Annotated in this window: 16 protein-coding genes and 1 tRNA gene; 7 read left to right on the plus strand and 10 right to left on the minus strand. The window is 71.9% G+C overall.

What is annotated here, in order from left to right:
• Window positions 1–50 precede the first annotated feature (50 nt).
• Together galE and ACFWAR_RS08550 are read left to right on the plus strand one after the other, a co-directional pair.
• Entirely contained in the window at window positions 51–1,037 is a 987-nt protein-coding gene (gene galE / locus ACFWAR_RS08545) for a UDP-glucose 4-epimerase GalE (protein ID WP_385774474.1), read from the plus strand.
• A 490-nt stretch (window positions 1,038–1,527) separates the two neighbouring features.
• A complete protein-coding gene (locus ACFWAR_RS08550) occupies window positions 1,528–2,310 on the plus strand; it encodes a LuxR C-terminal-related transcriptional regulator (protein WP_385774476.1) in 783 nt (260 codons plus the stop codon).
• Here the strand turns inward: ACFWAR_RS08550 and ACFWAR_RS08555 are convergent.
• Entirely contained in the window at window positions 2,269–2,766 is a 498-nt protein-coding gene (locus tag ACFWAR_RS08555; RefSeq protein ID WP_330330854.1) for a MarR family transcriptional regulator, read from the minus strand. The two genes, ACFWAR_RS08550 and ACFWAR_RS08555, sit on opposite strands and share 42 nt — an antisense overlap.
• Before the next feature lie 189 nt (window positions 2,767–2,955).
• On the opposite strand from ACFWAR_RS08555, the gene ACFWAR_RS08560 reads away from it, so the two are divergent.
• A complete protein-coding gene (locus tag ACFWAR_RS08560) occupies window positions 2,956–3,807 on the plus strand; it encodes a trans-aconitate 2-methyltransferase (RefSeq protein WP_385774478.1) in 852 nt (283 codons plus the stop codon).
• A 4-nt stretch (window positions 3,808–3,811) separates the two neighbouring features.
• A complete protein-coding gene (locus tag ACFWAR_RS08565; protein ID WP_385774480.1) occupies window positions 3,812–4,180 on the plus strand; it encodes a VOC family protein in 369 nt (122 codons plus the stop codon).
• 107 nt (window positions 4,181–4,287) lie between these two features.
• On the opposite strand, the gene ACFWAR_RS08570 is transcribed toward ACFWAR_RS08565, so the two are convergent.
• Window positions 4,288–4,959, minus strand: a complete 672-nt coding sequence (locus ACFWAR_RS08570) for a TetR family transcriptional regulator (RefSeq protein ID WP_385774685.1) — start codon at window positions 4,957–4,959, stop codon at window positions 4,288–4,290.
• Window positions 4,959–5,942 carry an acyl-CoA desaturase gene (locus tag ACFWAR_RS08575; RefSeq protein WP_385774482.1) on the minus strand — a complete coding sequence of 328 codons (984 nt, stop codon included), beginning with the start codon at window positions 5,940–5,942 and terminating at the stop codon, window positions 4,959–4,961. The genes ACFWAR_RS08570 and ACFWAR_RS08575 overlap by 1 nt, the downstream gene beginning before the upstream one ends.
• Before the next feature lie 334 nt (window positions 5,943–6,276).
• On the opposite strand from ACFWAR_RS08575, the gene ppc reads away from it, so the two are divergent.
• Window positions 6,277–9,039 (plus strand): phosphoenolpyruvate carboxylase, encoded by a 2,763-nt coding sequence (gene ppc, locus ACFWAR_RS08580; protein WP_385774484.1) that lies wholly within the window; start codon window positions 6,277–6,279, stop codon window positions 9,037–9,039.
• Window positions 9,040–9,104: 65 nt separating this feature from the next.
• On the opposite strand, the gene pth is transcribed toward ppc, so the two are convergent.
• The 5 genes from pth to ACFWAR_RS08605 all read right to left on the minus strand — a co-directional run bounded on the left by pth (window position 9,105) and on the right by ACFWAR_RS08605 (window position 13,275).
• Window positions 9,105–9,695, minus strand: coding sequence for an aminoacyl-tRNA hydrolase (pth, locus tag ACFWAR_RS08585; protein ID WP_385774486.1), 591 nt, complete (start codon window positions 9,693–9,695; stop codon window positions 9,105–9,107).
• An 84-nt stretch (window positions 9,696–9,779) separates the two neighbouring features.
• A complete protein-coding gene (locus tag ACFWAR_RS08590) occupies window positions 9,780–10,355 on the minus strand; it encodes a 50S ribosomal protein L25/general stress protein Ctc (RefSeq protein ID WP_385774488.1) in 576 nt (191 codons plus the stop codon).
• A gap of 178 nt (window positions 10,356–10,533) precedes the next feature.
• Window positions 10,534–11,511 (minus strand): ribose-phosphate diphosphokinase, encoded by a 978-nt coding sequence (locus ACFWAR_RS08595; protein ID WP_112451977.1) that lies wholly within the window; start codon window positions 11,509–11,511, stop codon window positions 10,534–10,536.
• Between the two features lie 135 nt (window positions 11,512–11,646).
• Entirely contained in the window at window positions 11,647–13,092 is a 1,446-nt protein-coding gene (gene glmU, locus ACFWAR_RS08600; protein ID WP_385774490.1) for a bifunctional UDP-N-acetylglucosamine diphosphorylase/glucosamine-1-phosphate N-acetyltransferase GlmU, read from the minus strand.
• A gap of 108 nt (window positions 13,093–13,200) precedes the next feature.
• Window positions 13,201–13,275, minus strand: a tRNA-Gln gene (locus tag ACFWAR_RS08605).
• 158 nt (window positions 13,276–13,433) lie between these two features.
• Here ACFWAR_RS08605 and ACFWAR_RS08610 point away from each other — a divergent pair.
• Window positions 13,434–14,702, plus strand: coding sequence for a sensor histidine kinase (locus ACFWAR_RS08610; protein ID WP_385774492.1), 1,269 nt, complete (start codon window positions 13,434–13,436; stop codon window positions 14,700–14,702).
• Between the two features lie 79 nt (window positions 14,703–14,781).
• Here ACFWAR_RS08610 and ACFWAR_RS08615 read toward each other — a convergent pair whose 3' ends face one another.
• Together ACFWAR_RS08615 and ACFWAR_RS08620 are read right to left on the minus strand one after the other, a co-directional pair.
• A complete protein-coding gene (locus ACFWAR_RS08615) occupies window positions 14,782–15,288 on the minus strand; it encodes an SUKH-3 domain-containing protein (protein ID WP_385774494.1) in 507 nt (168 codons plus the stop codon).
• 10 nt (window positions 15,289–15,298) lie between these two features.
• Window positions 15,299–15,886 (minus strand): YwqJ-related putative deaminase, encoded by a 588-nt coding sequence (locus ACFWAR_RS08620; RefSeq protein ID WP_385774496.1) that lies wholly within the window; start codon window positions 15,884–15,886, stop codon window positions 15,299–15,301.
• Window positions 15,887–16,138: 252 nt separating this feature from the next.
• On the opposite strand from ACFWAR_RS08620, the gene ACFWAR_RS08625 reads away from it, so the two are divergent.
• Window positions 16,139–17,122, plus strand: coding sequence for an SMI1/KNR4 family protein (locus tag ACFWAR_RS08625; protein WP_354380536.1), 984 nt, complete (start codon window positions 16,139–16,141; stop codon window positions 17,120–17,122).
• The last annotated feature ends 6 nt before the right edge of the window (window positions 17,123–17,128 follow it).

Here is a 17,128-nt window from a genome sequence, read left to right on the forward strand (position 1 = left end):
TCCCCACGGGCGCGGACATGCGGTAAGCCAGGGGGGAACGGGTCGCGCGCATGTGCGGCCGTGCGACTTCGAGAGGTAGTAGGCGAGTGAGCAAGTACCTGGTCACCGGTGGCGCCGGATACGTGGGCAGCGTCGTCGCGGCCCATCTGCTGGAGGCCGGACACGAGGTCACCATCCTCGACGACCTCTCCACCGGCTTCGAGGCCGGTGTGCCGCAGGGCGCCACGCTCGTCCACGGCCGGATCCAGGACGCCGCCCGCCACCTCGACGCCTCCTTCGACGCGGTGCTGCACTTCGCCGCCTTCTCGCAGGTCGGCGAGTCCGTGGTGAACCCCGGCAAGTACTGGGACAACAACGTCGGCGGCACGCTCGCGCTGCTCACCGCGATGCGCGGGGCCGGGGTGAAGAAGCTCGTCTTCTCCTCCACCGCCGCGACCTACGGCGAGCCCACCGAGGGGCTGCTGACGGAGGAGTCGGTGACCAAGCCGACCAACCCCTACGGCGCCTCGAAGCTGGCCGTCGACCACATGATCAGCGGCGAGTGCGCGGCCCACGGGCTGACGGCGGTCTCGCTGCGCTACTTCAACGTGGCCGGTGCGTACAAGGAGTTCGGCGAGCGCCACGACCCCGAGACCCACCTGATCCCGCTGGTGCTCCAGGTCGCCCTCGGGCAGCGGGAGTCGATCTCGGTGTTCGGCGAGGACTACCCGACGCCGGACGGCACCTGCGTGCGCGACTACATCCACGTCGCCGACCTCGCCGAGGCGCACCTGGCCGCGGTGGCCGTGCCGGCCTCCGGCGAGCACCTGATCTGCAACCTGGGCAACGGCAGCGGCTTCTCGGTGCGCGAGGTCATCGAGACGGTCCGCAAGGTCACCGGGCACCCGATCCCGGAGGTCGTGGCCCCGCGCCGGGCCGGTGACCCGGCCGTCCTGGTCGCCTCCGCGGACCGGGCGCAGGAGCGCCTCGGCTGGACCCCCTCCCGCGCGGACCTGGCGGGCATCGTCGCGGACGCCTGGGCCTTCGCGCAGCGCTGACGCGCAGCCGGTCGCACCCCTCCGAGAGCCGTCACCGCACCGCGCGGTGGCGGCTTTCGCGCGCCGGTGCGCCGGGGGCGCGAGCAGTGGGGCGCGCGCGGGTGCGGGGCGCTGTGCGCGGGCGCCCGGCGTGCGCGCGCTGCGTGAAATGCCCCCGTGCACCTGCCCGTGGCAAGGGCCGAAGCGGAAACGGGATTCCGGCCCGCAGCGATGGGCGACATCAAGCCACGCATAGCCTCCTCACAGGCCGGTGCACCGGAAAATGCCTCGGAAAACTTCTGCTATTCGGCCAACCACGAGCGGCCCCCGGCCCTACGCTGATGCGTGACACCGGTGGGGGCCGGTGTTGATTCAGGGGTCGAGACGAGTCGGGTACGACGTCCGCTCCGGGGTAGTGCAGAGGTGTCACGGCGGCGGCCGCGGCAGCTGCGGATCACCCGGTCCGGGCGCCGTACCCGCAGTTGTCCGTTCCCCGACCCTTGGGGGTTCTGTGGTTCGCATCCGGGTTCTCGTGGTGGACGATCACCGCATCTTCGCCGAGTCGCTCGCCGCCGCGCTCGCGGCCGAGCCGGACGTGGACGTGTCCGCGGCCGGCAGCGGCCCCGCCGCGCTGCGCTGCCTCGAACGGGGCGTCAGCGAGGGGCGCCGCTTCGACGTGTTGCTCGTCGACGCCGATCTCAGCGGCGCGCCGGGAGGTCCGGCCGGCGCCGCCGGGGCGTTCCCCGCGCAGCGGGAGCACGGCGCCGGTGCTCCACCGGGCGACGGGCTCGCGCTGGTCGCGGCCGTGCGCACGGCGCATCCGGGGGTCCGTACGGTCGTCCTCGCCGAGCGCGACGAACCGCGCCGGGCCGCCCACGCCCTGCAGGCCGGGGCCTCCGGCTGGGTGGCGAAGGACTGTTCGCTGTCGCGGCTGCTCGCCGTGGTCCGGGGCGTCCTGCGCGAGGAGACCCACCTGCCGCCCGCCCTGCTCACCGGCGTGCTGCGGGAGTTGACCCAGGCGCGCAAGCACCGCACCGACAGCGAACGCCTGGTGGAGTCCTTGACCCCGCGCGAACACGAGGTGCTGCGCTGCATGGTGGCGGGCCTGGGCCGCAAGGACGTCGCGGCGCGGCTGTTCCTGTCCCCGCACACGGTGCGCACCCACATGCAGAACGTGCTGGGCAAGCTCGGGGTGCACTCCACCCTGGCGGCCGTGGCGCTGGCCCGGCGCGCGGGCGTGCGTCCCGCGGACCTAGCCGGGGATGTTGTCGAACGGAGCGGTCAACTGGCGTAGCAGCGAGGCCAGGTCGCCGCGCTCGGACCGGGACAGCTGGGCCAGGATCGCCCGCTCCTGGGCGAGCAGCCCGGCGAGTGCCTGGTCGGCGCGGTCGCGCCCTTCGGGGGTCAGCCGGACCAGGACGCCGCGCCGGTCGTTGGGGTCGGGCAGTCGCTCGACCAGACCCTTCTTCGCGAGCCGGTCGATCCGGTTGGTCATGGTGCCCGAGGTCACCAGGGTCTGCGTCAGCAGCTGCCCGGGGGAGAGCTGGTAGGGCGCGCCCGCGCGGCGCAGCGACGTCAGGACGTCGAACTCCCACGGCTCCAGGCTGTGCTCGGCGAAGGCGAGCCTGCGGGCCCGGTCCAGGTGGCGCGCGAGCCGACTCACGCGGCTGAGCACTTCGAGCGGTTCCACGTCGAGGTCAGGGCGCTCGCGCCGCCATGCCGCGACCAATCGGTCGACCTCGTCCTCCATGCCGATCAGTGTAAGGGGTATGTCGACGTGAAGTCTCTTGATATTAAGTCTCTCGACAAGGAGTTTCTTGACAAGGAGTTTCTCGTCATCGAGTCTCTTGACATCAAGATATATTCGGAGTGACCATGGGGAATGGAGCGGCCGGAACCCAGACGCTTCCACCCGCACCATCCGCAGGGAGGCTCGTTCATGCATTCCGACACCGCGGCCAAGGGCGCCGCGCCCACCCCGACGTGGGACCCGCAGCAGTACCTGCGCCACGCGGACCACCGCGCCCGCCCCTTCCTGGACCTGCTCGGCCGCATCCAGGCGCTCCCCACCGCACCCGGCCGCCCCGCCCGCATCGCCGACCTCGGCTGCGGCCCCGGCAACGTCACCACGCTGCTCGCCGAGCGCTGGCCCGACGCCGCGATCACCGGCTTCGACCTCTCCCCGGAGATGCTCCGGCGCGCCACCGAGGAGTACGCGGGCCCCACCCCCGGCGGCGGCTCCCTCGACTTCGCCCCCGCCGACCTGACGGACTGGCTCCCCGAACAGAGCTACGACCTGATCGTCTCCAACGCCGCCCTGCAATGGGTGCCCGGCCACCCCGGCTCGCTCGCCGCCTGGATCAACGGACTGCGCCCCGGCGGCACCTTCGCCTTCCAGATCCCCGGCAACTTCACCGCGCCCAGCCACGCCCTGCTGCACGCCCTGTGCGACACCCCGCGCTGGCGCTCCCGGCTCTCCGGGCTCGGCGCCGGCCACAGCCACGTCCTGGAACCCGCCGAGTACATGGAGCGCCTCACCGGGCTCGGCTGCGCCGTCGACGTGTGGGAGACCACGTACTACCAGCTCCTCACCGGCCCCGACCCGGTCCTCGACTGGGTCAAGGGGACCGCGCTGCGACCCGTCCTGACCGCCCTCGGCGACGACCGGGTGGCCGTGGAGGAGTTCCTCGCGGCCTACCGTGACCTGCTGCGCGCGGCCTACCCGGCCGGTCCGCGCGGCACCGTCTTCCCGTTCCGCCGCATCTTCGCCATCGCCCGCAAGGAGAACTGACCCCGTGCTCAGCGCCGTCGACCACGTCCAGCTCGCCGCACCGCCCGGTTCCGAGGACGCGCTGCGCGCGTACTACGGGAACGTGCTCGGCATGACCGAGATCCCCAAGCCGCCCGTCCTCGCGGCGCGCGGCGGCTGCTGGTTCGCAGCCGGACCCGTCCAGCTCCACCTGGGCGTCGAGGAGGACTTCCGCCCGGCCCGCAAGGCCCATCCGGGACTGCGCGTCACCGGCATAGCGGCCTACGCGGAGCGGCTCGCCGCCCGCGGCGCCACCGTCGTCTGGGACGACAACCTGCCCGGGCACCGGCGCTTCTACTCCGAGGACCCCGTCGGCAACCGGCTGGAGTTCCTGGAGCCCGACCCGGCGCGCTGACGCCCCGCGGGCCGCGCGGACGCCCGTACGGCCCCCACCACGCGCGGCGGCGCCCCGCCACCGGGATCACCGGTGACGGGGCGCCGCCGCGCGTGCGCCCGGGGGCGTCAGCTCTTGCGGTGGCCCACCAGGCGCGGCTTCGACTCCAGCTTGTCCAGGCCGTGCCAGGCCAGGTTCACCAGGTGCGCCGCGACCTCCGCCTTCCTCGGCTTGCGGACGTCCAACCACCACTGCCCGGTCAGCGCGACCATCCCGACCAGCGCCTGCGCGTACAGCGGCGCCAGCTTGGGATCGAAGCCGCGCGCCTTGAACTCCAGGCCCAGGATGTCCTCGACCTGCGTCGCGATGTCGCTGATCAGCGAGGCGAAGGTGCCCGTCGACTGCGCCACCGGCGAATCGCGGACCAGGATCCGGAAGCCGTCCGTGTACGACTCGATGTAGTCCAGCAGCGCGAAGGCGGCCTGCTCCAGCAGCTCCCGCGGGTGCCCGGCCGTCAGCGCGCCCGTCACCCCGTCCAGCAGCTGGCGCATCTCGCGGTCCACGACGACCGCGTACAGGCCCTCCTTGCCGCCGAAGTGCTCGTAGACCACCGGCTTGGACACCCCGGCCTTGGCCGCGATCTCCTCCACCGACGTGCCCTCGAAGCCCTTCTCCGCGAACAGCGTGCGACCGATTTCCAGCAGTTGCTGACGCCGCTCGGCGCCCGTCATCCGGACCCGACGGCTCCGCCGGGGTTTGTCGCTGCTGGGGGTACCGCCGTCGATCGCCACGTCACCCATCATGCCGCGCTCGACGCCTTTTCCTTGCGCCGGCCGTCGATGCGTTCCGCCGACGGCCAGCGGACGTCACTCGCCCAGCCCGCCAGCTCGAACCAACGGATCAGCCGGGCGCTGGAGTCGACCTGCCCGCGCAACACGCCGTGGCGCGCCGACGTCGGGTCGGCGTGGTGCAGGTTGTGCCAGGACTCGCCGCAGGACAGGACGGCCAGCCACCACACGTTGCCCGAACGGTCGCGGGACTTGAAGGGGCGCTTGCCCACCGCGTGGCAGATCGAGTTGATGGACCACGTCACGTGGTGCAGCAGCGCCACCCGGACCAGGGAGCCCCAGAAGAACGCCGTGAAGGCGCCCCACCAGGACATCGTGACCAGACCGCCCACCAGCGGCGGGATCGCCAGCGAGAGCATCGTCCAGTAGATGAAGTCGCGCGAGATCCGCCGGATCGCCGGGTCCTTGATCAGGTCCGGGGCGTACTTCGCCTGGTTGGTCTGCTCCTCGTCGAAGAGCCAGCCGATGTGGGCCCACCACAGGCCCTTCATCAGCGCCGGGAGCGTCTCGCCGAAGCGCCACGGCGAGTGCGGGTCGCCCTCGTGGTCGGAGTACTTGTGGTGCTTGCGGTGGTCGGCCACCCAGCGCACCAGCGGCCCCTCCACCGCCATCGAGCCCATGACGGCCAACGCGATCCGCAGCGGCCGCTTCGCCTTGAAGGAACCGTGCGTGAAGTAGCGGTGGAAACCGATGGTGATCCCGTGGCAGGCCAGGAAGTACATGAACACCATCAGGCCCAGGTCCAGCCAGCTCACCCCGCCCCAGGCGAAGGCCAGCGGGATCGCCGCCAGCACCGCCAGGAAGGGCACGGTGATGAAGAGCAGCAGCGCGATCTGTTCGACGGACCTCTTGTTCTCGCCGCCGAGCGTGGCGGAAGGATGGGGTGATCCGGAGTCCGCCGAGGCGTCCTCGATCAGATCGGGGCTTACGGTCATGGGGTCCCCTGGGGGGTGAAGGAGTCGGCAGGAGCCCGGCTACGGACCCGTAACCTACGGCGACGTAAGTATGGCAAAGGTGAGCCCCGCGGCAAGAGCGGCGCCGCTGGCGCCCCCCGCGGCGGGACCGGATCGCGAGACGGAGTCGAGCGGCGCGCCGGACACCTGGCCCGGACACCTATCCTGGTGTCGTCGGACAGCGCGGTCCGCACGGGCAGCCGAGCTGCGCGACAGGCAGGGGTACCCCCGGACTGCCGTCCGGGCACGCGCCGCCGTGCGCACTCCGGCGGCCCCCGCCCCAGTAGCGCTCGAAACACTGCAAGGAGCCGCACCTGTGAGCAGTGCTGACCAGGCCCCCGTCACCCCGGCCACGGTTACAACAGCAGACATGGCCAACGCGGAGCTGCGCGCGGACATCCGCCGCCTCGGCGACCTCCTCGGCGAGACCCTCGTACGCCAGGAGGGCCAGGACCTCCTCGACCTGGTCGAACGCGTCCGTGCCCTCACCCGCACGGACGGCGAAGCCGCCGCCTCCCTCCTCGGCGACACCGACCTGGAGACCGCCGCCAAGCTGGTGCGCGCCTTCTCCACCTACTTCCACCTCGCCAACGTCACCGAGCAGGTGCACCGCGGCAAGGAACTGCGCGCCCACCGCGCCGCCGAGGGCAGCCTCCTGGCCCGTACCGCGGACATGCTCAAGGACGCCGACCCCGAGCACCTGCGCGAGACGGTCAAGAACCTCAACGTGCGCCCCGTCTTCACCGCGCACCCCACCGAAGCCGCGCGCCGCAGCGTCCTCAACAAGCTGCGCCGCATCGCCGCCCTGCTGGAGGAGCCGGTCACCGGTGCCGGTGACCGGCGCCGCCACGACCTGCGCCTCGCCGAGAACATCGACCTCGTCTGGCAGACCGACGAGCTGCGCGTGGTGCGCCCCGAGCCCGCCGACGAAGCCCGCAACGCGATCTACTACCTCGACGAACTCCACGCCGGAGCCGTCGGTGACGTCCTGGAGGACCTCGCCGCCGAACTCCAGCGCGTCGGCGTCGAGCTCCCCCCGGGCACCCGTCCCCTCACCTTCGGCACCTGGATCGGCGGTGACCGCGACGGCAACCCCAACGTCACCCCCGAGGTCACCCGCGACGTCCTGATCCTCCAGCACGAGCACGGCATCACCGACGCCCTCGAACTGGTCGACTTCCTGCGCGGCCTGCTCTCCAACTCCATCCGCTACACCGGAGCCACCGAGGAGCTGCTGACCTCCCTCCAGGCCGACCTCGAACGCCTGCCGGAGATCAGCCCCCGCTACAAGCGCCTCAACGCCGAGGAGCCCTACCGGCTCAAGGCCACCTGCATCCGGCAGAAGCTGGTCAACACCCGCGAGCGCCTCGCCAAGGGCACCGCGCACGAGGACGGCCGCGACTACCTCGGCACCGCCGAGCTGCTCACCGACCTCACGCTGATCCAGACCTCGCTGCGCGAGCACCGCGGCGCGCTCTTCGCCGACGGCCGCATGGACCGCACGATCCGCACGCTGGCCGCCTTCGGCCTCCAGCTGGCCACCATGGACGTGCGCGAGCACGCCGACGCCCACCACCACGCCCTCGGGCAGCTCTTCGACCGCCTCGGCGAGGAGTCGTGGCGCTACGCGGACATGCCGCGCGACTACCGGCAGAAGCTCCTCGCCAAGGAGCTCCGCTCGCGGCGCCCGCTGGCGCCGACCCCGGCGCCCCTGGACGCCGCCGGCCACAAGACCCTCGGGGTCTTCGGCGCGATCAAGGACGCCTTCGAGAAGTTCGGCCCCGAGGTCATCGAGTCCTACATCATCTCGATGTGCCAGGGCGCCGACGACGTCTTCGCCGCGGCCGTCCTGGCGCGCGAGGCCGGTCTCATCGACCTGCACGCGGGCTGGGCCAAGATCGGCATCGTCCCGCTGCTGGAGACCACCGACGAGCTGCGCGCCGCCGACGTCATCCTCGACGAGATGCTCGCCGACCCCTCCTACCGGCGCCTCGTCTCGCTGCGCGGCGAGGTCCAGGAGGTCATGCTCGGCTACTCCGACTCCTCCAAGTTCGGCGGCATCACCACCAGCCAGTGGGAGATCCACCGCGCCCAGCGCCGACTGCGCGACGTCGCCCACCGCTACGGCGTGCGGCTGCGCCTCTTCCACGGCCGCGGCGGCACCGTCGGCCGCGGCGGCGGCCCCTCGCACGACGCGATCCTCGCCCAGCCCTGGGGCACGCTGGAGGGCGAGATCAAGGTCACCGAGCAGGGCGAGGTCATCTCCGACAAGTACCTCGTCCCCTCGCTGGCCCGCGAGAACCTCGAACTGACCGTCGCCGCGACCCTGCAGGCCTCCGCCCTGCACACCGCGCCCCGCCAGTCCGACGAGGCCCTCGCCCGCTGGGACGCGGCCATGGACACGGTCTCGGACGCCGCCCACGGCGCCTACCGCGCCCTGGTCGAGGACCCCGACCTGCCGTCGTACTTCTTCGCGGCCACCCCCGTCGACCAGCTCGCCGACCTGCACCTCGGCTCCCGGCCCTCGCGCCGCCCCGACTCGGGCGCGGGCCTGGACGGGCTGCGGGCCATCCCGTGGGTCTTCGGCTGGACCCAGTCCCGCCAGATCGTCCCCGGCTGGTACGGCGTCGGCTCCGGCCTCAAGGCGCTGCGCGAGGCCGGTCAGGACGACGTGCTCGCGGAGATGGGCCAGAAGTGGCACTTCTTCCGCAACTTCCTCTCCAACGTCGAGATGACGCTGGCCAAGACGGACCTGCGGATCGCCCGCCACTACGTCGACACGCTCGTCCCCGAGCACCTCAAGCACGTCTTCGCCCGCATCGAGGCCGAGCACGAGCTGACCGTCCGCGAGGTCCTGCGGGTCACCGGCGGCGACACGCTGCTCGCCTCCCAGCCGGTGCTCCAGCAGACCTTCGAGGTCCGCGACGCCTACCTGGACCCGATCTCCTACCTCCAGGTCTCGCTGCTGGCCCGCCAGCGCGCGGCGGCCGAGCGCGGCGAGGAAGCCGACCCGCTGCTCGCCCGGGCCCTGCTGCTCACGGTCAACGGCGTCGCCGCCGGCCTGCGCAACACCGGCTGAGCACGCCCGTACGCACGACGGGGCCCCCACCGGATCCGATCCGGTGGGGGCCCCGCCCGTTCACCTCAGGAGTTGTACGTCGACTGCGCGCGCTCCAGGCCCTCCTGGAGCAGGCACTCCACCGCGTCCGCCGACCGGTCCACGAACCAGTCCAGCTCCTTGCGCTCGGTGGAGGAGAAGTCCTTGAGCACGAAGTCGGCCACCTGCATCCGGCCCGGCGGACGACCGATGCCGCAGCGCACCCGGTGGTAGTCCGGGCCCATCGACTTCGTCATCGACTTGAGGCCGTTGTGCCCGTTGTCCCCGCCGCCCAGCTTGAGCCGCAGCGTCGGGTAGTCGATGTCCAGCTCGTCGTGGACCGCCACGATCCGGTCCAGCGGAACCTTGTAGAAGTCGCGCAGCGCCGTGACCGGTCCGCCCGACAGGTTCATGAAGGACATCGGCTTCGCCAGCACCACGCGCCGGTTCAGCGGCCCCGGCGGGCCCATCCGCCCCTCGACGACCTGCGCGCGCGCCTTGTGCGCCTTGAACTTCCCGCGCATCCGCTCCGCGAGCAGGTCGACCACCATGAACCCGATGTTGTGCCGGTTGCCCGCGTACTCGGCGCCCGGGTTGCCCAGACCCACGATCAGCCAGGGCGCCGTGTCGTCCGACATCAAAAGCTCCTTCAACGAAACGACCGCCGTCCCGCTCCAGTGGAGCCGGACGGCGGTCGGTCAGCAACTGATGAGCGGGGAGGCTCAGGCCTCGGTGCTCTCGGCGGCCGGCTCCTCGGCCTGCGGGGCGACGACCTGCAGGACGGCGATGTCACCGTCGACGGCCAGCGTGGTGCCGGCCGGCAGGACGAGGTCCTTGGCGTGGATGGTGGCGCCGGCCTCGAGGCCCGCGATGGAGACGGTGACCTCGGTCGGGATGTGGGTGGCCTCGGCCTCGACGGAGATGGTGTTCTGGAGGGTCTCCAGCATGTTGCCACCGGCGGCCAGGTCGCCCTCGGTCACGATCGCGACGTCGACGGTGACCTTCTCGCCCTTCTTGACGATCAGGAAGTCGACGTGGGAGATCGAGCGCTTCAGCGGGTGCTTCTGCACGGCCTTCGGGATGACCAGCTCGGAGCCGCCGCCGGCGATGTCCAGGGTGAGCAGGACGTTCGCGGTGCGCAGCGCGAGCTGCAGGGTGTGCGCCTCGACGTCGACGTGCTTCGGCTCGGTGCCGTGGCCGTAGATGACGCCGGGGACGAAGCCGTCGCGACGGGCCTGGCGGGACGCGCCCTTGCCGAAGTCGGTACGGGTCTTGGCGGCAAGCTTGATCTCAGCCATGTTCACTCCTCGTGGGATGACGGAATTTGGACTCGAACGTCACCCGGCCGAAATCACGGCCTGCTACGAAGAGCGCGTCGATAACGGAGCACCGCAACCCGTTCGAAAACAGGTACGGCCTCCCTCGCCGAGCAACTCGAAGAGTGTACCCGGCGGGGAGGCCGTGGCCCAAAAGGATCTACTGCTGCTCTTCGAACAGGCTGGTGACCGAGCCGTCCTCGAAGACCTCGCGCACGGCGCGGGCGATCATCGGGGCGATGGACAGCACCGTGATCTTGTCCAGCTCCAGGTCCGAGGGGTCCGGCAGCGTGTTCGTGAACACGAACTCGCTGACCTTGGAGTTCTTGAGGCGGTCCGCGGCCGGGCCCGACAGGATGCCGTGCGTGGCCGTCACGATGACGTCCTCCGCGCCGTGCGCGAAGAGCGCGTCGGCGGCGGCGCAGATGGTGCCACCGGTGTCGATCATGTCGTCGACCAGGACGCAGACGCGGCCCTTGACCTCACCGACGACCTCGTGGACGGTCACCTGGTTGGCGACGTCCTTGTCGCGGCGCTTGTGCACGATCGCCAGCGGCGCGTCGAGGCGGTCGCACCAGCGGTCGGCGACGCGCACGCGGCCGGCGTCCGGCGAGACGATCGTCAGCTTGGAACGGTCCACCTTGGCGCCGACGTAGTCCGCGAGGACCGACAGGGCGGAGAGGTGGTCGACCGGGCCGTCGAAGAAGCCCTGGATCTGGTCGGTGTGCAGGTCGACCGTGAGGATGCGGTCGGCACCCGCGGTCTTGAGCAGGTCCGCGACCAGGCGGGCCGAGATCGGCTCGCGGCCCTTGTGCTTCTTGTCCTGACGGGCGTAGCCGTAGGACGGCACGATCACGGTGATCGAGCGGGCCGACGCGCGCTTGAGCGCGTCGATCATGATCAGCTGCTCCATGATCCACTTGTTGATCGGAGCCGTGTGGCTCTGGATCAGGAAGCAGTCCGCGCCACGAGCCGACTCCTGGAAGCGGACGTAGATCTCGCCGTTCGCGAAGTCGAAAGCCTTGGTCGGCACGAGACCGACACCGAGCTGGTGCGCGACCTCCTCGGCCAGCTCGGGGTGGGCGCGGCCGGAGAAGAGCATCAGCTTCTTCTCGCCGGTCGTCTTGATCCCGGTCACAGCACAGTCTCCTCAGACGTGTTGAAAGCTGCTCGCCCCCATGTGCGTCCGTCCCGCACACGGTGAGCCAGCCGAATTGCGTGCACCTATCACGGTACGCCGTCGCGGGCGCACCTGTTTCCGGTCAGTTCACCCTCAGGCCTTGTCGGAGCCCTCCGTGGCCCCCGACTGGGCCGCCTGAGCCGCGGCGCTTCCCGGACGCTTGCGGGCCACCCAGCCCTCGATATTCCGCTGCTGGCCACGGGCCACGGCCAGTGCGCCGGGCGGAACGTCCTTCGTGATCACCGATCCGGCCGCCGTGTAGGCGCCGTCCCCGATGGTGACGGGAGCCACAAACATGTTGTCGGAGCCCGTCTTGCAGTGTGAGCCGACGACCGTGTGGTGCTTGTGTTCGCCGTCGTAGTTCACGAAGACGCTCGCGGCGCCGATGTTCGTGTACTCGCCGATGGTCGCGTCGCCGACGTAGGAGAGGTGCGGCACCTTGGTGCCCTCGCCGATCGTGGCGTTCTTCATCTCGACGTACGTACCGGCCTTGGACTTGACCCCGAGGTTCGTGCCCGGACGCAGGTACGCGAACGGCCCCACCGAGGCGGCGGCCCCGATCACGGCCGTGTCGGCCACCGTGTTGTCCACGCGGGCGCCCGCGCCCACCGTGGTGTCCTTGAGGCGGGTGTTGGGGCCGACCTCGGCGCCCTCCGCGAGGTGCGTGGCGCCGAGGAGCTGGGTCCCCGGGTGCACGATCGCGTCCTGGCCGAAGCTCACGGTCACGTCGACGAAGGTGGAGGTCGGGTCGATCACCGTCACGCCCGCGAGCATGGCCCGCTCCAGCAGGCGCGCGTTGAGCAGGGCGCGGGCCTCGGCCAGCTGAACCCGGTTGTTGATCCCGAGGATCTCGCGGTGGTCCGGGCCGACGGCCGCGCCGACGCGGTGCCCGCCCGTGCGCAGGATCTCCAGGACGTCGGTGAGGTACTCCTCGCCCTGGCTGTTGTTCGTGCGGACCTTGCCGAGCGCGTCGCTGAGCAGCGCCCCGTCGAAGGCGAAGACCCCGGAGTTGATCTCCAGGATCGCGCGCTGGTCGTCGGTGGCGTCCTTGTGCTCGACGATGGCGGTGACGGCGCCGGCCGCGTCGCGGATGATCCGCCCGTAGCCGGTGGAGTCGGGGACCTCGGCCGTCAGCACGGTGACGGCGTTGCCGTCGGCCTCGTGCGTGGCGGTCAGCCGGGCCAGGGTCTCGCCGGTCAGCAGGGGGGTGTCGCCGCAGACGACGACGACCGTGCCGGTGATCTCTCCGCCGAGCTCTTCGAGGCCCATGCGGACGGCGTGCCCGGTGCCGTTCTGCTCGTGCTGGACGGCGGTGCGGACGGCGGCGTCGACGGTGGCGAGGTGGGCGGTGACCTGCTCGCGGGCGTGGCCGACGACCACGACGAGGTGCGCGGGGTCCAGCTCGCGCGAGGCGGCGACGACGTGACCGACGAGGGTCCGCCCGCAGATCTCGTGCAGAACCTTGGGGGTCGCCGACTTCATGCGGGTGCCTTCCCCCGCTGCGAGTACGACGACGGCTGCCGGGCGATTGGCGCTCACGGATGGGCCCTTCGGCTTCGGGTGCTGGACCCGACGAAGGATACCGGGGGGTGGGAGGCCCCGAACGAACGCGGGTCCCGACCGAGGAGGTCAGGACCCGTACGCGTGTGGCTCCCCCGCCAGGACTCGAACCCGGACATAAGGCACCAAAAGCCTCAGTGCTGCCAATTACACCACAGGGGATGGTCAATCAACTCAAACCTGGACATTCCTGCTTTGGCCCCGATCTGTGCCGCCCCCACTATGCCGCACCGGACGCCCTGCGTGCGACGGTAAATGGCAGCACTTCAAGGCAGGGATTCGCGCGGGTGCGCGCGAGGGGCCGTGCGTAGGCTGGCCGCATGACCTTGACGGGGGAAGAGCGGGGCGGCGCCGGGCGGGACGGGCCGTTGTGGTGGTGGGAGCGGCCGCGGGAGGCCGCGCTGGACGTGGGGCTCGGCGTGGTGTCCGCCGCCGAGTGCGGCTACGAGGGGATTGCGTTCGCGCGCGACGCCGGGACGCCCCCGGTGCTCGGGGTGCTGCTGGGGGTCCTGGTCGGGAGCGCGCTGGTGGTGCGCCGGCGCTGGCCCGTGGCCGTGGTGGTGCTCGGGATCGCGATCACACCGGCGGCGATGGGGTTCCTGCTGGGCGTGGTGGGGCTCTACACCCTGGCCGCCTCCGAGGCGCCGCGCCGGGTGACCGTGGTGCTGGGGTCGATGTCGCTGGCGGGGACCTTCGTCGTCACCTACGTGCGCACGCGCGGGGACGTCGAGGGCGAGGGGTTCCTCGTCGTCGTGCTGTCGGTGTTCATGGCGGTGGCCCTGACCGTGCCGCCGGTGCTGTTCGGGCTCTACCTGGGGGCCCGGCGGCGGCTGATGGAGAGCCTCCAGGAGCGGGCGGACTCGCTGGAGCGGGAGCTGTCGCTGCTGGCGGACCGGGCGGAGGAACGGGCCGAGTGGGCCCGTACGGAGGAGCGCACCCGGATCGCCCGCGAGATGCACGACGTGGTGGCCCACCGGGTCTCGCTGATGGTGGTGCACGCGGCGGCCCTGGAGGCGGTGGCGGTGAAGGACCCGGCGAAGGCGGTACGGAACGCCGCGCTGGTGGGTGACATGGGGCGCCAGGCGTTGACGGAGCTGCGGGAGATGCTCGGGGTGCTGCGGGCCTCCTCGTCGGCCCCGGCCCCGGCCCGGGCCGTGGTGGCCCCGGCCAAGGCGGCGGAGGACGGGCCCTCGCTCGGCGAGCTGGAGGCGCTGGTCGGGCAGTCCCGGGCGGCCGGGATGGCGGTGGACCTCGAAGTGCACGGGGAGCCGGCGGGGGCGGCCGCGGGGTACGCGGCCGAGGTGGAGCAGACGGCCTACCGCGTGGTGCAGGAGGCGCTGACCAACTGCCACAAGCACGCGCCGGGCGCGCGGGTCGTCGTACGGCTGGCGCACCGGGCGGGCGAGGTGGCCATGCAGGTGGAGAACGGGCCGTGCGAGGCGGGGGTGGCCGAGCCGGGGCTGCCCAGTGGGGGGAACGGGCTGGTCGGCATGCGGGAGCGGGTGCTCGGGCTGGGCGGGGTCTTCGTCTCGGGCCCGACCGAAGCCGGTGGCTTCCGCGTCTCGGCGGTACTGCCGACGGGGGCCTGACGCCCCCGCCCCCGCCCCCGCCGGTCCCTCCGGGGGCGCCTCAAACGCCGGCGGGGCTGGAGGGGGGCCGGGGGTGGTTTCAGGCTGTTGTGAGGCGGGTTGGTTGGAGGCCGGTGAGGAGGGCGGTGAGGGCTTCGTCGATGCTCGCGCCGAGGTACCAGTCGCCGGTGTGGTCGACGCAGTAGACGCGGCCCTCGGCGTCGACGGCGAGGTGCGAGGCCCCGTCGGTCTCGGTGCCGAGGGGGCAGAGCCGGGTGGACAGGGCGCGGCCCAGGTCGGCGAAGGTGCGGGCGAGGTGCAGCCCGGTGAGGGGGTCGATGCGGACGGTCGTCGGGGCTATTTGGCGGCCCGGACCGTGCGCGGTGACGGTGAGCCCGCCGAATTCGGCCCAGGCCTCGACGGCGGCGGGGAAGACCGTGTGCCGGTGACCGGCGGGGGTGGTGTGGTCGCGCAGGGAGTCGGCCCAGTACTCGGCCTGTTTGATGTCCCAGCGGCCGGGCTGCCACCCGGCGGTGCGCAGCGCGGTGTCGACGGCCTGCGGGAAGCGGGTCGCCGAGGAGCGGTCGTAGGAGGCTGAGGGGGTCATCGGCGTGGGGTCAGGCCTTCTCGGGGGCGGGTGCGGTGAGGTCGACGGCCCGGACGCCGAAGTGGGCGAGCATCGCGTCGCAGGAGCGGCACGGGGGTGCGTAGCTGCCGTGCAGGGGGTCGCCCGCTTCGCGGATGCGGCTGGCGGTGATCTTGGCGTGCTTGAGCGAGCGGCGGGCCTCGTTCGGGGTCAGCGGCTTGCGGGAGGCGCGGCGGCTGCGGCCGTCCTCGACGGCGGCGAGGTGGCGCGAGAGCAGGATCGCCTCCGGACACCGGCCGGTGAAACGTTCGCGCTGGCCGCTCGTGAGGGTGTCGAGGAAGTCCTGGACGAGGTGGTGCAGCACGGGTGGCTGGTCGGCCTTGCCCGCGGTGCCCGTCAGGGTCTCGCCGCGGACGGAGAGGGCGGCGGCGATGGTGGGGAGGATGCCGTCGCGGCGGAAGCGCAGCACCGGGACGGCGGGGCCGTCGGTGCTGCTCCACCGCAGTCTGGGGTCGCCCGCGGTGCCGGTGGTGTGCGCGGTGGCGCCGTCGGGTGCGTCTCCCGCCGGGCCGTTCTGCCGGTCCGCGCGGGCCGGTGTGCTGGCAATCGTGTTCCGCATCTGGCGCTTTCCCTCCCGTGGCCGCGGCGCCGACCGCTGTCGGGCCGCTGTCGCGCACGCCCCCGTGCTGCGGGGACAGCCTGTCAAATGTCCCCTGTGGTGCGGAAGCGGGGTCGAATATTCGTATCAATTCGGATGTTCCCGGTCGGGGGCCCCGGGCGGCCGTCAGGGGCCCGGCCGGGGGAGGGTGCCGGTCTTGCCGCACCGCTTAGGCTGTGCTGAACCAGCCAGATCCAGCAGGGGGCTACCGCCATGACGACAGGTCGGCTCGGGCAGCAGGCCGTGCCACCCAACGCCGCGTACTCGGGGCAGGTCGTGCACTTCCCGGACCCGGTCCGGGCAGCGCGCCATCCCCAGGGAGTGCGGATCGGTGGGGACGGTCATCCCGACTTCGCGCGGTACGCGCGGGCGGCGGTGGAGATCGCCGAACCGCCGGAGGGCTTCGGCGTCGACGAGCTGCGGCTGACGGACTACGTGTCCGCGAACGCCGCCATGCACGCGGCCGGGCACGAGCTGTGGGACACCGTGGGACCGGTGGCGACCCCGCACGGCTGGACCTGGCACCACGTGGCCCGTTCGCGGCGCCTGGAGCTGGTCCCGGTCGAGGTGAAGGCCCTGCTGCGGCACCACGCCGGGCTGGCGACGGCGCCGGTGGACCACGACAAGCGCGGGACGCGGGCCCTCCAGGAGGTCCGCCCGGTGCACCTGGGGCTGCCGAAGTCGGTGGTGTCGGTGTCCGAGGCGCAGGTGCAGGGCGTCGAGGAGGACCTCGGCTACCGGCTGCCGGAGGCGTACCGCTCGTTCCTCAAGGCGGCGGGCGGCTGCGCGCCGGTCGGGGCCGGGCTGGACGTGGACCTGGGGCTGCTGGTGGACCAGCCGTTCTTCACGGTGCGCGAGGAGGCGGCCGTCAACGACCTGGTGTACGTCAACAAGTGTCTGCGGGACCACCTGACGAAGGACTACCTGTGCGTGGCCTTCGCGCAGGGCGGTCTGATCGCGGTGAAGGTCAAGGGCGAGGCGCTCGGCTCGGTGTGGTTCTCCCCGTACGACGACGCGCGCGACCGGGACGGCTGGTCGGTCCAGGAGCGCGTGGAGCGTCTGTTGCTGCCGTGCGGTACCGATTTCGACGCCTTTCTCGAACGGTTGGCGGGCAACCCGCCGGAGCTGGAGACGGTGGCCGGTCTGATGGTGGACGGCGGATTCGCGCGTTCGGTTCCGGCAACGGTGGAGGGGTGACGGCGC

Origin of the sequence: Streptomyces sp. NPDC059917, assembly GCF_042730635.1 — a bacterium.
Lineage (GTDB): Bacteria > Actinomycetota > Actinomycetes > Streptomycetales > Streptomycetaceae > Streptomyces.

Excerpts from the sequence above, each read along its gene's own strand:
- ACFWAR_RS08610 (WP_385774492.1), top strand. The coding sequence starts at position 13,434 with ATGACCTTGACGGGGGAAGAGCGGGGCGGCGCCGGGCGGGACGGGCCG.
- pth (WP_385774486.1), bottom strand. The coding sequence starts at position 9,695 with ATGTCGGACGACACGGCGCCCTGGCTGATCGTGGGTCTGGGCAACCCG.
- ACFWAR_RS08615 (WP_385774494.1), bottom strand. The coding sequence starts at position 15,288 with ATGACCCCCTCAGCCTCCTACGACCGCTCCTCGGCGACCCGCTTCCCG.
- ACFWAR_RS08555 (WP_330330854.1), bottom strand. The coding sequence starts at position 2,766 with ATGGAGGACGAGGTCGACCGATTGGTCGCGGCATGGCGGCGCGAGCGC.
- ACFWAR_RS08620 (WP_385774496.1), bottom strand. The coding sequence starts at position 15,886 with ATGCGGAACACGATTGCCAGCACACCGGCCCGCGCGGACCGGCAGAAC.
- ACFWAR_RS08625 (WP_354380536.1), top strand. The coding sequence starts at position 16,139 with ATGACGACAGGTCGGCTCGGGCAGCAGGCCGTGCCACCCAACGCCGCG.
- ACFWAR_RS08590 (WP_385774488.1), bottom strand. The coding sequence starts at position 10,355 with ATGGCTGAGATCAAGCTTGCCGCCAAGACCCGTACCGACTTCGGCAAG.
- ACFWAR_RS08560 (WP_385774478.1), top strand. The coding sequence starts at position 2,956 with ATGCATTCCGACACCGCGGCCAAGGGCGCCGCGCCCACCCCGACGTGG.
- galE (WP_385774474.1), top strand. The coding sequence starts at position 51 with ATGTGCGGCCGTGCGACTTCGAGAGGTAGTAGGCGAGTGAGCAAGTAC.
- ACFWAR_RS08575 (WP_385774482.1), bottom strand. The coding sequence starts at position 5,942 with ATGACCGTAAGCCCCGATCTGATCGAGGACGCCTCGGCGGACTCCGGA.
- ACFWAR_RS08570 (WP_385774685.1), bottom strand. The coding sequence starts at position 4,959 with ATGGGTGACGTGGCGATCGACGGCGGTACCCCCAGCAGCGACAAACCC.